Origin of the sequence: Anabaena catenula FACHB-362 (genome assembly GCF_014698735.1) — a bacterium.
GTDB lineage: Bacteria > Cyanobacteriota > Cyanobacteriia > Cyanobacteriales > Nostocaceae > Anabaena > Anabaena variabilis_A.
The window spans coordinates 81,291-97,352 of the sequence record NZ_JACJTQ010000012.1; the positions used below are offsets into that span (position 1 = coordinate 81,291).

Genomic DNA, 16,062 nt, shown 5'->3' on the forward strand with positions numbered 1-16,062 from the left:
GGAAACTTGCTTATCAGCCATAAACCAGCCAATTGCACTACTTGAAATGTCTCCACTAACCATGTGGGGACGCATAATTGGAAACATTTCATCAAGAAATAGATTTGCTTCATTTGAAGGTCTCCACTAACCATGTGGGGACGCATAATTGGAAACTAACGTCTTGGTAGAAAACCGTGTAATACAGACAAGTCTCCACTAACCATGTGGGGACGCATAATTGGAAACTAATGCCAGTAATTTTTGTCTCGTATATCTCTACAGGTCTCCACTAACCATGTGGGGACGCATAATTGGAAACTCTTGCATTATGTGATTAGCAATATCATAACCACAACCGAAGGTCTCCACTAACCATGTGGGGACGCATAATTGGAAACCTCTGTTGTACATAACTATCTCCAATTAGTGTGAGTCTCCACTAACCATGTGGGGACGCATAATTGGAAACATCTATTATGAGATTAACAAATGGAATCTTATGTAGTCTCCACTAACCATGTGGGGACGCATAATTGGAAACAATGTATCAGTTGTAATTGATTTAGGTGTAGATAAACAAGGTCTCCACTAACCATGTGGGGACGCATAATTGGAAACTTCTTCCAAAGACAGACGAGGTCTACCGTTATATTCAAGATACCCCACCGATTGGGTTAATTCGGAATAATTGGAAACTCCTTGAGGGTTTGTCAATGTATCTGAAAAAGTTAATAAATCCCCACCGATTGGGTTAAATCGGAATTATTGGAAACCAAAAGATAGTACCTGAAACTGTGTTGATTATTGAAAGAACGTAGTTTCAGGTATTTTCAATTTTTGATAAAAATCAAATATTAATGAAAACAAGCGATCGCCATACCGTAAACTTCCTGAAATATTAACAACAGCGATCGCCACCATTGGAAAATCGCGTTTCCGAGCATGGGTTTTAATAAAACATATAAAAGTCCAAACCCAAACACAAAGCAGTTGGGAAACACCTATGCTCACATCTCGTCGTGTCTTGATTTTTGCAGACAGCGATAATACCTACCTATATGTGTAGCCGTAAAAAACACATTTATCGTAGGGGTTTAGCACTGCGCTTTACCCCTACCCCAGGATTTATTTATCGGCAAAAATAGAATTAATCTCACCCATAAAAAGAGTAGGCTTTTCTCACGCTAATTTTCATAAACCTTTGAGTGATCAGACTCTACCAAAGTGACAAAAGAGGACTGATTTAAGGATAGTTTCTGTAAACATCCTTGATCATTGAAACTACCCAATTGACTGCAAAATCCGCTGTACATCCATAACCAAGTTGTTTCCTAATTTTGCCAGTCATGTCATTAATGAAGAGGTCTCGATTCAAACCTGCCAAATTATTACCTTGGAGTATTGAGGAAATCCCCGTAACTAAGCGAGAAGATGTTTCGCTGTCAATATTTTTTCTTTCGAGACTACATATAATGATAGTTTCAGCTAAGGCAATCGCAAAATTCTTACCAGGCGTTACATGATTTGCATAAAAAAGATATTGAGATGGTTGTGAACCATAATTAACTATCTTGATATATGCATATCTATCTTGTGAAATAGTTGGCGTAGTAACTAATTCTGTTGTAACTCCTGTATTTTTTCCTTTAGCTAAGAGCTTCCAGCCTCCAGAGTAGTCATATATGTAAATATCAAAATCCGCTCTACGACTGTGATTTTTGAGTGTAAAAACCCCAAAGCTATAGGCAGGAACTTTATACTTATAATAAGTAACTCCTTCAGAGTTGAGGGTTTCATAGTAATATCTATCATTTTGATGTTTGAATTCCGTAAATTCCTGTGCTTTAGCAATACCTGGAGAAGTTATACATAGGCTGAATGCTGTAATACCTGCAAGTAATTTCTTCATTTTGCTATTTCCTGAAAATTGGAGTAATTCATCAAGATATTCCATCCAGTCAAAACTGCTATTTGGATGAAATAAAACTTTTGTCTATACCACAATTAACATTGGTTACAGCTGAGAAAAGTAGATAAAGTGCGAACGACGAAATAATTATCTGCTTGTGCTTAATCTGTAAAGAGGTTATACCAATTCTCCAAAAAAGAGCAACGGATAAATCCTAGGGATGGGGTTTCCCCACCCGTTGCGACAATCTATGTTTCACAAGCATTATCAGGGTTCGCTTGTGTTGTTTGCGATCGCCATTAAAAAAGATGAACTAGCTGGAAACCCCTTTCATCCGTCAAAATTTATTTGACAGACTAAGTAGGTAGGCAGAATAAAACCAAAATGTGTAAAGAAAAGTAAACAAGGCTGAAACCCTTTTTCCCCCTGCACCCTGCACCCTGCCCCCTGCCTTATCCCAACGACAATTTTTAACGCCAATTTACTTACTAGCTTTCCTCTGCTGCTGGTAAGGGAAATATTTCCCCAGCTAAATAAGCGGGAAAATGCTTTTGGAAATATAACCAAGAAGTGATATCTTCACCTTCCATAAAGGCTTTTGGAGCTTGCTTATACAAAGGAACACGAGTATTGATTTCTGCTTGTAGGAGTGGAGGTAATTCTGTAAAACTGCGGACTTTGCTGCCAGTAGCACTGTAAATAAGATAACCGGGGCGATCGCCCATTTTCATCCAAGGCAACCATTGACCAATTCTATCCCAACTTAGCTTCAGTTCTGTCACAGAGTTCAATTCTGAGTTCACCAAATCTGCACTAGGGACTGTGATTTTAAATAATTCCGCAGCTTGATAAATTGATGATGGACAATATTCAGCAAATTTGGCATCTTCTGCTAAAGGATTGGGATAATTGGGAAAGATATCAAAGACGAAGGTACTATTTTCTCCATCAACTTGCACAGGAAATTTACCGCTAAACTTGCCTTGCACTGGACTATTGGCAACGTGCATGACTGACACTGTTTCCCCTGTCCAAGGGTTTTCCCATTTCCGCAAAATCTCATCTGTGTCTGGGTTCAGGTAGTAAGTTAATTCTCTAGAGGTAAAATCCCAACGACCTTCCAGAGTGGGAATACACCGACTCACACTCATGCCCACAATTTTAAACAATAGTTGTCGTTTTTCACCAGGAACAAAGCTATAAATTTTACCTGTCCAAATTAGGAAAGTAGATTCATTGGAGTCTAGTGAAGAACGAGTTTTTACCCATTGTTGGGCATCAACTTCTTGAATGTGGGATACCATCTGTTGTCTGCTCCATAAAATTGTCAAAACGGCGAAATAAAAACAACCATAGAGGTAAAGAACTGTTAATTGCAATCAATCGGACTATATGCCCAGTTGTGACAATTTCGACATGATGATTTAAAGTCAGGGCGACAAGAATCATTTCTGCTGATCCTCCTGGTGCTGTCACTAGCAGACAAGTCAACCAGTCCCAAGTAGTTAATTTCATCGCTAGTATAGCAGCGATCGCACCCACAATGAGTGTCATGGCTACGGAAACCAAGGCATAGCCTCAAGTCAGTTTGTCAAATTTGGGTTTATCTCCCCAATATTCGCCTATAGTAATTCCCAGCAGCACTGGAACCCTTGTAGATAAGTTCCATTAAACGTCTCTACTTTGTCGGAGATGTCTAATCTAACCCCTCTGCACCCTGCTCTGTTTCACCCTGCTCCGTTGCACCCTGCTCCGTTGCACCCTGCTTCATATCTCCTGCTCGCGCCTTTGCCAAGCTGTCAATAGCATCACCCAAAGCAGTTGTGAGACTTTTACGAGTTTGGGCGTGGTTATCTTGCTCGGTTTTCAAAGCTTGCAACAAGCGATCGCGTTCTTTAGTGAGAAAGATGAGTTTAGCTTTTACTTCTTCCACTGATGTTAGTTGTGTGATTTCTGGTTCAATAGCTGTGTTTGTCCCATCATTGGATTTGACAACATCTATACCCTGGAGGTTAAGCAGTTCAGCTTTTACAGATGCGATTCCTTCGGAGCGCTTCGCTATCGCTTGTTGGTACATTTTGGCATCTGCACGGCGTTGTTCTGATTCGGTATTATATAACTGTCGCCATTTCTGTGAACTTTCCCAAGCCTCATCACGTTTTTGCTGAAGTTCCGCCATCTGCTGTTTCAAGGCTTGAATTTCAGCCAACCACTGTTGTGTTAACCGGGCAGCTTTATCAGTATTTTCAGTCATTACTTTAGTTAAGTGTAGTTAAAAATTATTCTGTAAAGTAGAATCACTCAGGAAGCCACCACTGGCAATTCTGCCATAAATCCGCTTGTCCGATACTTATATTAATTTTTACTTTTTCAACAAGGTGCAACTTGTCAATATATATGCCCAAACCTCGTTTTGTCAGCTTCTTTCATCACCTCACTTGGCGTACACTGAAAAAAACCTTTGCCAGAACTATCGAAATCAGACTTTTGGGACTGGCTTCACAAATTGCCTTTAATGCTATGTTATCGCTGTTTCCAGCAATTCTTGCCCTGCTCACAGCCATTGGGTTAATGGCAGAATCCTTACAAAACACATTTCTTCAACTAGCCATGCAACTGAGTCAAATTGTACCCCAAGAAGCTTGGATTTTAATTAGTGATTTTGCTACCAAAGAAATTGCCGACTCTAAAAATAGTAGTTTGTTTTCTTTAAGTTTTTTACTCGCTATTTGGACAGCTTCTGGTGCAGTTAGTACTGCCATGACTACCTTTGATCAAATCCAGCAAGTTAGCCCAGAAAATACCCGCCCCTTTTGGAAAGCTAAACTCATTTCACTAGGATTAACAGTTGGAACAATTTTACTATTAATATTAGCCTCATTCCTCGTATTTACCAGCGATTTAATCTTAGGAATAGTAGTGAGTGGCAATGCTGCCTTAGAATTCTTATTACATATTTGGCAATTGTTACTCTGGCCCTTAGCCTTGGTAATTGTTGCCTCTACTTTTAGCTTAGTCTATCGTTATGGTTCTAGCGTCTGGAAACAAGGTATACCACTCATGCCAGGGGCTGTATTAGCCGCTATATTCTGGGCAATTCTTTCTGCTCTATTTCGCCTTTATGTCACCAATTTCGGCAACTATAATAAAGTCTATGGTGCAGTAGGAACTTTCATAGTTTTAATGCTGTGGTTATGGATGAGTGCCTTTGTTCTCCTCATCGGATACCAATTGAATATTACTGTCGGTGAAGATATACACTCAAGAAAATCACTGAAACAGTCCTGAGTGCTGTTAGCTTAATTCTACCTTTTTTCCAAATTCCGAATTACTAATTACCAAAAAATGTCTAATTCTCCTGATCGATCTGCCAGTGAAGCTGATGGTTATGCACCTACATTAAAGCGTCTAAATCAAATTAGTAGATTATTGGATAATGCTATCACCATTCCCGGCACTCAAGTGGGAATTGGTTTAGATCCCATTCTGGGATTAATACCTGTTGGTGGTGATGTTTTGGGAGTGATGCTTTCTATCTACATTATCATCGAATCTGCTCGAATGGGCGTGTCTAGAGCCAGTTTAAGCAGAATGGTTGTAAATATTATCATAGATTCTTTAATTGGCGCTATACCCATGCTAGGAGACTTTTTTGATTTTGCATGGACAGCTAACAATTATAATATCAAGTTATTAGAAGATTACTTAAAATCTCCTGGTGAAAAAAAGAAAGCTGATCAGGGTTTTATTATCGCCCTTTTCGCGGGATTGTTGTTGCTTGCTATTGTCTTAATCGCCTTACCCGTGATATTAATAAGATTGCTATGGAACGCCTTAACTGGCAGTTAAATTAGTTATTAATCACGTAATGCAAGATTGGTGGCAAGTTAATTTTCCCAAAGGGCGGCAAAATCTGATTATTACTGATGCCAAGGGCTACCCCGTAAAAATAGCCTATGGCGAAAAAGGTACAGGTAAGCCGTTGATTTTATTACATGGTTTAGGTAGTTGGAGTTATAATTGGCGGCACAGTATAAAACCCTTATCTCAATATTTTCGGGTGATTTGTTTTGATGCTAAAGGCTATGGTTTCTCAGAAAAACCTCTATCACACCGAGAAGAAAATGGTCATCAAGTACTTGAACTCAAGCGAATTATTCAGGCTTTATGTGATGAACCACCTATAATTGTAGCAGAGTCTTTAGGTGCATTAGTTGCTCTGGCATTAGCTGAAAAAGATCCTCAATTAATCGGGCGTTTAGTAGTAATTAATGCGCCTATTTTCGCGGAAAGTTTACCCCATTGGATCATGGGAATACTTGCCAACATTCCCTTAGAAATAATACATACTATAGATTCTCTCCGTCTAGCATATTGGTTTGCACCTATAGTCAGAGAAGTGATGGCTATAGAAAGACGCAGGGTGCTATTTGATCCTACGATTCTCTCAGAGGAAGATGTTTATTGGATCACTTACCCGTTTATTGAGATTCCAGGTACTTTGGTAAAAGTTACTGAAGAGTTACAAATAGCAATCAAGGAAATTGAGAATTTCCAAACCAAAAAGCCAAATATACTGACTAACATTCAAAGTAATCTCAGTACTATTGAATGTCCTACTCTCGTTTTATGGGGTGATCAAGATAGTTGGTTTCCTGTAAGTCATGGCAAAAAATTACATCAACATATTCCTAATTCGCGCTTGCAAATTTTACAGAATTGTTATCATGATGCCTCAACTGGTGCTGCTGATGTGGTAAATGCAGCAATTTTAGAATTTTTAAAAGCTACCAATTTCTATTAAACTTTGGTGTATATATAGGAATCATAAATGATATCTGATAAAATATCAAGTCTTGTAGGGTGGGCAATGCCCACCGCAGCAATGGTTTGGTGGGCATTGCCTACCCTACGTATATTTCAAAAATCAAATATTATTCCTATATATAGGAATCATAAATGATAGGATAGCTGAAAAATTTTAAGTCTCTGAGTAAGGTGGGCAATGCCCACCCTACGTATATTTCATACGTATATTTCAAAAATCAAATATTATTCCTATTCCCTCCCCTGAGGGGAGGGTTAGAGAGGGCTAGGGGAGCCAATGCGTTGCGGGGGTTCCCCCCGTTGTAGCAACTGGCGTGAGAGGAATGGAAGCGAGGTTTTATATTTAATTGCGCCAAGCTACTTACCAATAAAAGAAGAGTGGGAGAAGGCATATCAAGCGCCTTTAATCTCCCACTCTGCATTTGCTGCTGTGGCGTTCAGGAATATTTATTAGACGCTGCCTGCCTGTTATTTAGGGGGCTAAGTTATACATTAAAGACAACGCCTATACGCTAGTAATATTCCTGTTGCAGCAAATGTGAAACCTGATTATTATTTTTCTAATGAAAAAATAGCAAAATAAAATTGTCGGTAGATTGCTTTATATGTCCTTAATAAAGATTTGAAAACAAATCTTTTTAGACTAAGTTTGTAATGTAGTACCCCTGATAACAACACCCTTAAAGTCGTTTATCTTTCATCAATTTAACTGGGTTACTCACAGATTGGTTGCCAAGTTGGCAGTTTTTATCAGTTATCTGTTATTAGTTATTCGTTATCAGTCTAAGAGGATGTTTTAAAAGTATTTTTATTCACATCAAAACATAGAAAATTTAACCCACTTCGTCACCCTAGCTGGTATTGGGGGTTTGCTTACAGCTTACACTCACTCTCAACCCTATACTTTCAAATTCGTTGTGGAAGTTTGAGTAAACGAAAAATAACCAAACAACCAGAAGCACAAGTTAGAGCGATCGCTAATATTAACCATGCTGGTGTAGCATTGCTAGTATCAGAAGTTATGGTTATTGGTTGTTTAACGACTAAATTTGGGGGTTTTTCTGGTTGTTTGTGGGGAACATCCCCAACATAACTCAGTTCATAATAGCTAAAGGTTGCAACTCCCAGAGGAATTCCCAACAACCCAACAAACAAAATCCAAGGATACTTTACCAACAGATTTTTAGGTTGAGATGTCTCTTTTACTATCTCTAAACTGGTTTCTGTGGTTTGGCTTGACTGCTGCTTTACACTTTGACTTTTATCCATGATTCATTTCAGATTTGCATCCTCTAGTACATGATTATACAAGAATATACAAGTATGAGTAGCAGTAATGCAATGCCTGATATCAAGTCCGGTTAAAATAATTCGTAATAGTGCCTACGGCAGGCTAGCGCCAACGTAATTCGTAATTCGTAATTAAGTTTTGCAACGGGGATTTAGACATCGACACAAAACTTGCTGCCTTGTCACCATGTCACCGCGTCTATCCGTTTGTATCAACCTTAAAGTGAAACGTTACAAGTGCTGTATATATTCATCTATCTGTAACAATTTTCCTGATGTCAGATGAGTGATACTGAAACAGCAAATAAAGAATTCAAAAGTTTTTTATGCCAAAAAATCCTCTTTCTCGGTTCTGTACTTATACCTTGATTGGGTTAATATCTTTAACATCTGTTTTAAGTACAACTACCTCTGCGTTACCTCAGACAGTCAAAGCTTCCCTAGTTCAACCAACACCCTTGCTTAGTAATAACTTAATCTGGCCGACTCAAGGAATTATTTCTCAAGGTTTCCGTAAATATCAACATGAGGGAATTGATATCGCCGGTGCTATTGGCACTCCTATCTTCGCTGCTGCATCTGGTACAGTTGTCAAAGCAGGTTGGGATGATTGGGGATTAGGTAATGTGATTGAGATCAAACATCCCACTAATGGTAGTTTAACAGTCTATGGTCACAATCGACGCTTGTTAGTCAGCAAAGGTCAACAAGTCAATCAAGGTCAAATAATTGCCGAAATGGGATCTACAGGTAATAGTACAGCCCCTCATCTGCATTTTGAATTTTATCAAAATAGTCGTTTAGCGCTTGATCCTCTACACCTATTACCTGCCTCCATTGCGGCTAAAAAACCCATAGAACGACCTGTTTCACCTTCACAACTAATTCCCGTCAATATTAATCCCGTAAATTTTGAGACTGAATGCGCGGGGGTTACAGTTATGACGGGTGAGACGGCAAAGATTCGTGTCCAAGTCTGTGAAGAAAACGGTCAACTCTTTTACATTGCACAATTTAAACAAGATGCCAGTAAACCCGTGAAGATAGCCGCTCGAAATGTGGGTAAAGACAAATATCAAGCAGATAACGGTACTTTTTCATACCTAGTTACCCCAGAAAAAGTGGAAGTATGGCGCTACGGGAATCAGATTCGCTCTGATAACTTTAATACTTCTGAGCGCCTTGGGAACTAAGGCTATTTATCATTTTAGTAATTGATCATTTCGGCAAAAACACCCTATGTGACAGTTCAAAGGGCGGAATATGGCATCAAAATTTCTGCTAATTAAAGAGTATAAAATACATCTAGATTAAATCTAGAGAAAAACAAGTTAACTGTCTGTAATATCCCAATTATTTACATAAAGGAGCAGGGAATCATGGAATATATGGCTTATTCCCATATGTATATGTCTAATGAAGAGACACCTGTAAATATCGAATTGAATCTTCCTACCTTACCAGTCATCAATTGGCAAAAACTGCTGAAATCGTCTGCTTGGTTGGCTTTAGCTGGTGTAACTGTGTTTCTTGCTGCTGTTTCCCAAGTTCAAGAAGCTTCCGCAGAATATGCCAAAACTAATGGTAATTGTTTATATATCCGTAGGGGTCCTAGTGGCGGTAACTCCTCTGTAGCTTGTGTACCTAATGGCACCAATATTGGGTCTACTGGGAATGTGAGTAATGGTTTTGCTCAAATTACTTCAGGACGTTACAAAGGATATTATGTGGCTGAAAGATGGATTGGGATGAATCCGGGGACATCTCCCAATCGTCCTACTCCTGGTGTTGGGGGTCGAGTTTTATTGGCACAGGGAGCCAGAGGTGAGCGCGTGAGAGTGGTTCAAAGAGCTTTAGGGATAAGAGTTGATGGTGTTTTTGGACCAAATACTGCTCAACAAGTCCGCAATTTTCAAAGAAGAAATGGTTTGCGTGTAGATGGGATCGTTGGCCCTGCAACTCGTAGGGCTTTAGGTATTAGTTAGAGGTGATTGGAGATATCGTGTTCGGTTGATTACTTACTATTCCTGAAGAACCCCACCCCGTCAAAAGTGCCTTTTAACACCCCTCCCCGCTGTCTCGTGGAGGGGTTTTGAGTATTTATTTTTTACCCCAAATAATTTTTCACAATTTCCAAAATGCGTTCTGCTGCATGACCATCCCCAAAGGGATTAATTGCATTGGCCATTGCTGTGTATGCTTCAGGGTTACTTAATAACTCACTTGCAGCAGCAACAATGCTCTCTGTTTCAGTTCCCACTAATTTAGCTGTACCTGCGGTAACGGCTTCTGGTCTTTCTGTGGTGTCTCTGAGAACGAGTACTGGTTTACCGAGACTGGGTGCTTCTTCTTGTAAACCACCAGAGTCTGTTAATAATAAGTGCGATCGCTCTATTGCCCCTACTAATTGACCATAATCTAAGGGTTCTGTCAAGAATATGCGCGGATGATTACCTAACAACTGCTGCAATGGTTCTCTAACTGTGGGATTACGGTGTAAGGGCAATAATAAGGCTGTATCAGGAAACTGATCTAAAATCTGTAAAAAACTTTGTGCGATCGCTTGCAGTGGTTCTCCCCAATTCTCCCGGCGATGCACTGTTACCAGTATAGTCCTATATTCATCCCAGTTTAAACCCGGTATATCACAAGCTGGGTGGGTTGCGGCTACATTCAACAATGCATCAATCACCGTATTACCCGTCAGGTGAATTTCTCCCAACACACCAGAAGCTTGCAAATTTTCCACCGCGAGGGAGGTGGGAGCAAAATGTAATTGGGTGATTTGGGAAATTAATCTTCTATTAGCTTCTTCTGGAAAAGGATTAAATAAGTCATCAGTTCTTAACCCTGCTTCCACATGACCTATAGGAATTTTTTGATAAAAAGCTGCCAACGCAGCCGCAAAAGCTGTTGTCGTGTCTCCCTGGACTATAACTAAATCTAGCTTTTGTTCTATAAATAAAGCTTCTAAACCTTGCAAACTCCGACAGGTAATATCATTTAGAGATTGTTTAGGCTGCATAATCTCTAAATTATGATCTGCCTTTAAGTTGAACAACTGCATCACCTGTTCAACCATTTCTCGATGTTGTCCAGTCAGAATTACCTGTAATTCCAAATCTGGAGAACCTTGGAAAACCTGAATTACCGGCGCTAGCTTAATCGCTTCGGGACGAGTACCCAAAATAATACCAACTCGTTTTTGATTAGTCATGAGTTATTAGTCATTAGTCATTAGACAACTGATAACTGATAACTGACAAAAAACCAACATGAAAAAACCCGGCTTAACCGGGCAGATGCACTGTTCATCGAGTTTAACAATGTTAACTATTTGAGTTCACAAGTTAAGGGACAAGCTGCAAAAACAGTAGTCTGCGCCTTGTCTTCCTCTCCATGAAGCCAGCTTAACCATCTGACCTCTTTAGGATGAACACCTTTAGCAGTCAGCACACCAGCCATAATCAACACTGTCATAACATTGAACATGATTAAACCACCTGCCACCAGCAGCACTGCACTAACAGGCATTACAGATTGCAACACAATCGACAACAGGCATCCGACCGTAGCCATTACCACAACTAATGGAAAACCAACAACTAGCAGGCATACTGCCAATGTGAAAGTCCATATCAAAAAGCTTTTCATCATTAACAAGGAGTAGGTCTTTCCTTGATTAGAGCTTTCAGCCAAAACCATGACTTTTCCTCCCAAATTACACAGCAAAGTTTAAAATTTAACTTTCAGTCGCTTCTCGCTGTTTGCGAGTTAACTGAATTGACTTCAGTGAAATCCAGTATATAAAACCCTGCTGGAAAAATGAGCATTTCTTTACTAAACTTTACAGTTTGTTTTTTGTAATTATGAATGTCTAGTCCGATTCAGGTTTCAGGAGTCAGGATGCTTTTTGTATAGGTCTTTAGGAATATACCCTTTTGGGTATGAGAGCAAACCCTTGATTCTCCGAACCTCAGTTCCAGATAGCTTAACATTTCTTATAAAAATTCGGACTACCTCTCATAATTCTCAGACAGGGCTGAAAAAATTATCTGTTCCTGATTGTGGTTGCAAGCTGTATCTATGATCTATGAAAAATTTCTCATTTATTCTCATTTAAAACCTTAAAACAGGGCTAATTCTATATACAGTTTGATTAAACACAAGCCATTTATCAATTATTTGCGGAATAATACTGAAGATTAATCGGTGTAAAACAAGGTTATATTGGGGAAAGAATTTCTACACCATCGATAAATATTGGAATTAAAAGCAAAAAACTACACAGTTACGGTTGATCAAGAGAGTTTCAACCCTGTTCCCTGTTAGAAAGTTCCCTGTTCCCTGCTGTAATTTTTTACCTGTCCAATTTGAAGATATATTCCTGTGCAACAATATTTACCTATTTTTGAACACGAATGAAATCCCTGTATTCTATCACTGTTGCCTGCGATGCACTCTCGCTTGCCGTAAGTCCTACGGACAGGCTGCGCCAACGCGGAGCGTCTCGTTCACGCAGTGTCTCCGACAGGAGAAGAGAAGTGTTCCCTATTCCCTATTCCCTGCCCTAACTAGATAATTTATTTTGCACTCCTTCCTTATATGACAGAATCAAAACCCCGGAATCTACCACCAGTACCGCCACCACTACCAACATCATCTGCACAGCACCAACCGACAAAAACGTTGCAGATGTCAACAGAGAGGATGAATAATCCGACTGCACTTAACAATCCCCTACCACCGGGTATGCCTGCTGCCGCCCAACGTCCTCCTGCACCACCACCAATGCCTATGGCTGCGGCTATTCCCAAAAAGCCTGTGGGGATGACTTTAGCACAGCTAATTCAAGAAGCTTTTGATCAGGGATTTTCTGACGTTCACTTAGGTGTTGGTGAAATACCCCGCTTCCGTAATCGAGGAGAAATTGAAACCACCAATTATCCAGAAACCGATAAAGAAACTTTTATGGGTTGGTTACGGGAGATTATGAGCGATGGAGAAATTCAGAGGTTTCAAGACAATCTAGAATTTGACGGTGCGACTCAGTACGAATTTGCCCGTGTACGGATTAATGTTTTTGATACCCTCAGAGGCTATGCAATGGTGCTGCGGTTAATTCCGCTCAAAATTTTGTCTATGGATCAATTGAGATTACCTCCAGTTTTTCGGGATATTTGCCACTATCATAAAGGGTTGATTTTGGTGACAGGCCCCACTGGTTCAGGTAAATCTACGACAATGGCAGCAATGGTTGACTACATCAACAGAGAGATGCCTAAGCATATCATCACCATTGAAGACCCAATTGAATTTGTCCACCAAAGCCGCAAGTCCTTAATCAAGCAGCGGGAAGTGGGAATGCACACCCGGAAGTTTGACAACGCCCTAAAAGCAGCTTTACGGGAAGACCCAGATTTGATTCTGGTGGGGGAAATGCGGGATAAAGAAACGGTCAACACTGCTCTAAAAGCGGCTCAAACTGGTCACTTGGTTATGGGAACCCTGCACACCAATAGTGCTGTAAAAACTATTGAGCGGATTCTTAATCTCTACTCAGGTGAGGAACAGGATGCAATGCGGGTGGCAATTTCTGAGTCTTTAGTGTCCGTGATTGCCCAAGGTTTGTGTCGCACAACTGATGGTAAACGGGCAGCCTTCCACGATATCCTGATTAACACCGAAGCTGTGAAAGAATGGATTAAAGATGGTAAATATGATGAAATTGCCGAATTGATGAAGCAAGCCAGCTTTGATGGCATGGTGACTATGAATCAGTCATTACTCAATTTGTATCAAGAAGGTCGGATTACTGAAGAAACCGCCTTGGAAATGTCACCAACTCCCAATGAAATGGCCCAATTCCTCCGAGGACGTGTTTAATGGTGATTGGTGATTGGTGATTGGTGATTGGTGATTGGTGATTGGTCATTGGTCATTGGTCATTGGTCATTGGTCATTGGGAATAGGTAATTAAGTTATTCTTCATTTTCACCGTGTCCCCGTGTCCCCGCGTCACCGTGTCCCCGCGTCACCCCATCACCCTAGTCACCGCGTCACCGTGTCCCCGTGTCCCCGTGTCCCCGTGTCCCCGTGTCCCCATCCCCGCGTCACTCCATCACCCTAGTCCCCAGACACTGTGATCAAGTTACCTACAGATAAACTATCTAGACCCCAGTTGTTCAAAGGGATTGCTCTGTTTACACCTGGAGGCGATTTAATTTATTGCATTGACCCTAGTAAACAGGGACGATGGCATTTGCATTTGTGTGCGGCTTTGCAAGAAATCCTAGATTTACCAGAGCCGCCCCATTTTTTAGTTCCTTGTTATACAGCGACCATTGATCACTGGCTCAATCCGCGCACGCAACAAGTGCAGACCTTTGCGGAAGCTTATCCGGCTGTTATTCGCCACCAAACAGTGCTGAAAGCTATTTTTTGTACGGGGGAGCTAGTATGGCAAACAGCACCTTGGCAGGAAGGATTGTGCGATCGCATGGTGTTGGCAACTTATCGCTCCTCATTCCCCCAGCTTTGGGAAGACCATGACTTAGTTGTGCGCTTAGACCTTGCTGATGTAACACCACAATACCCGCAAAGGGTGATCACCGCGCCACCGACAACACTCAATACTCAAGGCTATGTTCTGCGCCTGTTTGTGGCTGGCCATAGTGGAGCCACTGAACGCATTTTAGAACATTTACACGAATTACTAGAGCGATCGCTTGGATATCCTTACACTCTCAAAGTGATTGATGTTTTAACACATCCAGAACAAGCCGAAATCAATCAAGTTTCCGCAACTCCCACCCTAGTGAAGGTTTGGCCTCAACCAATTCGGCGAATTGTTGGCGATTTAGATAATGTAGACAAACTCTTACAGATGTTAGGCGCAAAAGAAAAATAGACATACAGTAAATCAGCTGTTAGTAGGGGTTTAGCATTGCTGAACCCCTACTGTTTTTTCTCTGTTGCTCTCCCCGTCCCCGCGTCTCCCCATCACCCCATCACCCCAATCCCCAATCCCCAAACAATTCATAATTAAAACAGGCATTAATCTTACTACCTAGGCAGCTATGTACTTCACTTGGTTAGACAGCAATAGTTGGCTGATGGAAATTGGCGGACAACGGATTCTAATTGACCCTTGGTTAGTTGGTTCTTTAACTTTCAGCAATTTGGATTGGTTATTTAAAGGTTCTCGACTTCAAGAGCGGCCGATACCAGAAAATATTGACTTGATTCTTTTATCTCAGGGTTTGGAAGATCATGCTCACCCTCCCACCCTCAAGCAACTTGACCGGAATATTCAGGTTGTAGCTTCTCCCAATGCGGCCAAAGTAGTAGAGCAGTTGGGTTACACCCAAGTTATCACCCTGGCTCATGGTGAACATTTCACATTGAATGATCAAGTAGAAATTAAAGCTCTTCCTGGCTCTCCCATTGGCCCTACTATCTTAGAAAACGCTTATCTGCTCAAAGAGTTGGCGAGTAATTTAACTCTCTATTACGAGCCTCATGGATATCATTCATCGCAACTGAAGCAGCTTGCACCAGTTGATGTAGTGATTACTCCTATGATTGGCTTGGGTTTACCTGTCCTAGGTCCGATTATTAAAGGTATGAAGAGTGCGTTAGAAGTAGCCAAGTGGTTGCAACCTCAACTCATGTTACCTACAGCAGCTGGAGGGGATGTGTTATTTGAGGGATTGTTAAATAAGTTCATACAAACTCAGGGAAGTGTTGAGGAATTTCGAGCTTTATTAGAGAAAAACAATTTGTCAACACGGGTAATTGCACCTAACCCTGGTGAACAAGTCAGTTTTTAATTTTTAAATCTATCAGGAGGAGATGGGGAGATTGGGTGACGCGGAGATGGGGTGACGCGGTGACGCGGTGATGCGGGGACGCGGTGACGCGGTGACGCGGTGACGCGGTGACGCGGAGATGGGGAGAGTATTTATCTTTCTTCTTCCTGCCTCCTGCCTCCTGCCCCCTGCTCCCTGCCCCCTGCTCCCTGCCCCCTGCCCCCTGCCCCCTGCCTCCTGTCT

At 41.0% G+C, this 16,062-nt stretch carries 14 protein-coding genes, 1 pseudogene and 1 CRISPR repeat array (1 of these 16 cut by a window edge); of the genes and pseudogenes, 8 read left to right on the forward strand and 7 right to left on the reverse strand.

All coding sequences use genetic code 11. The features are described from left to right. Positions 1-600: a CRISPR direct-repeat array (repeat unit 37 nt; unit sequence GTCTCCACTAACCATGTGGGGACGCATAATTGGAAAC); it begins 2,880 nt to the left of the window's first position. 625 nt (positions 601-1,225) lie between these two features. The 4 genes and pseudogenes from H6G68_RS10230 to H6G68_RS10245 form a co-directional block, all read right to left on the reverse strand. After that, positions 1,226-1,936 carry a hypothetical protein gene (locus H6G68_RS10230; RefSeq protein WP_190906551.1) on the reverse strand — a complete coding sequence of 237 codons (711 nt, stop codon included), beginning with the start codon at positions 1,934-1,936 and terminating at the stop codon, positions 1,226-1,228. Positions 1,937-2,379: 443 nt separating this feature from the next. After that, on the reverse strand, positions 2,380-3,195 hold the full coding sequence (locus tag H6G68_RS10235) for a DUF1838 domain-containing protein (RefSeq protein ID WP_190906552.1): 816 nt from the start codon (positions 3,193-3,195) through the stop codon (positions 2,380-2,382). Further along, positions 3,170-3,535, reverse strand: a pseudogene (locus H6G68_RS10240) (AbrB family transcriptional regulator); the annotation flags it as partial. The pseudogene H6G68_RS10240 and the gene H6G68_RS10235, both read right to left, overlap by 26 nt. A 52-nt stretch (positions 3,536-3,587) precedes the next feature. Beyond that, the gene (locus H6G68_RS10245) at positions 3,588-4,145 is read right to left on the reverse strand and encodes a hypothetical protein (RefSeq protein WP_242045214.1); all 558 of its coding nucleotides are present in this window, start codon (positions 4,143-4,145) and stop codon (positions 3,588-3,590) included. 143 nt (positions 4,146-4,288) lie between these two features. Here H6G68_RS10245 and H6G68_RS10250 point away from each other — a divergent pair, with 143 nt between their 5' ends. From H6G68_RS10250 to H6G68_RS10260, 3 genes are read left to right on the forward strand one after another with little or no spacing between them, the layout of a single operon-like run. Next, positions 4,289-5,179, forward strand: coding sequence for a YihY/virulence factor BrkB family protein (locus H6G68_RS10250; RefSeq protein ID WP_190906553.1), 891 nt, complete (start codon positions 4,289-4,291; stop codon positions 5,177-5,179). Positions 5,180-5,236: 57 nt separating this feature from the next. Beyond that, the gene (locus H6G68_RS10255) at positions 5,237-5,740 is read left to right on the forward strand and encodes a DUF4112 domain-containing protein (protein WP_190906554.1); all 504 of its coding nucleotides are present in this window, start codon (positions 5,237-5,239) and stop codon (positions 5,738-5,740) included. Positions 5,741-5,759: 19 nt separating this feature from the next. Next, positions 5,760-6,695, forward strand: coding sequence for an alpha/beta fold hydrolase (locus H6G68_RS10260; RefSeq protein WP_190906555.1), 936 nt, complete (start codon positions 5,760-5,762; stop codon positions 6,693-6,695). Positions 6,696-7,624: 929 nt separating this feature from the next. Here the strand turns inward: H6G68_RS10260 and H6G68_RS10265 are convergent. Beyond that, positions 7,625-7,987 (reverse strand): hypothetical protein, encoded by a 363-nt coding sequence (locus tag H6G68_RS10265; protein ID WP_190906556.1) that lies wholly within the window; start codon positions 7,985-7,987, stop codon positions 7,625-7,627. Positions 7,988-8,334: 347 nt separating this feature from the next. Between H6G68_RS10265 and H6G68_RS10270 the strand changes: the two genes are divergently transcribed. Both H6G68_RS10270 and H6G68_RS10275 read left to right on the forward strand, forming a co-directional pair. Beyond that, a complete protein-coding gene (locus tag H6G68_RS10270) occupies positions 8,335-9,201 on the forward strand; it encodes a M23 family metallopeptidase (RefSeq protein WP_190906557.1) in 867 nt (288 codons plus the stop codon). Positions 9,202-9,387: 186 nt separating this feature from the next. Next, positions 9,388-9,993, forward strand: a complete 606-nt coding sequence (locus H6G68_RS10275) for a peptidoglycan-binding domain-containing protein (RefSeq protein ID WP_190906558.1) — start codon at positions 9,388-9,390, stop codon at positions 9,991-9,993. 122 nt (positions 9,994-10,115) lie between these two features. On the opposite strand, the gene wecB is transcribed toward H6G68_RS10275, so the two are convergent. Then, a complete protein-coding gene (gene wecB / locus H6G68_RS10280) occupies positions 10,116-11,225 on the reverse strand; it encodes a non-hydrolyzing UDP-N-acetylglucosamine 2-epimerase (protein WP_190906559.1) in 1,110 nt (369 codons plus the stop codon). A 116-nt stretch (positions 11,226-11,341) separates the two neighbouring features. Next, the gene (locus H6G68_RS10285) at positions 11,342-11,713 is read right to left on the reverse strand and encodes a hypothetical protein (protein ID WP_071191149.1); all 372 of its coding nucleotides are present in this window, start codon (positions 11,711-11,713) and stop codon (positions 11,342-11,344) included. Positions 11,714-12,613: 900 nt separating this feature from the next. On the opposite strand from H6G68_RS10285, the gene H6G68_RS10290 reads away from it, so the two are divergent. The 3 genes from H6G68_RS10290 to H6G68_RS10300 all read left to right on the forward strand — a co-directional run bounded on the left by H6G68_RS10290 (position 12,614) and on the right by H6G68_RS10300 (position 15,840). Continuing rightward, the gene (locus H6G68_RS10290; RefSeq protein ID WP_190906560.1) at positions 12,614-13,894 is read left to right on the forward strand and encodes a type IV pilus twitching motility protein PilT; all 1,281 of its coding nucleotides are present in this window, start codon (positions 12,614-12,616) and stop codon (positions 13,892-13,894) included. Between the two features lie 256 nt (positions 13,895-14,150). Continuing rightward, positions 14,151-14,918, forward strand: coding sequence for a circadian clock KaiB family protein (locus tag H6G68_RS10295; protein WP_190906561.1), 768 nt, complete (start codon positions 14,151-14,153; stop codon positions 14,916-14,918). Between the two features lie 169 nt (positions 14,919-15,087). Further along, on the forward strand, positions 15,088-15,840 hold the full coding sequence (locus H6G68_RS10300) for an MBL fold metallo-hydrolase (RefSeq protein WP_190906562.1): 753 nt from the start codon (positions 15,088-15,090) through the stop codon (positions 15,838-15,840). The last annotated feature ends 222 nt before the right edge of the window (positions 15,841-16,062 follow it).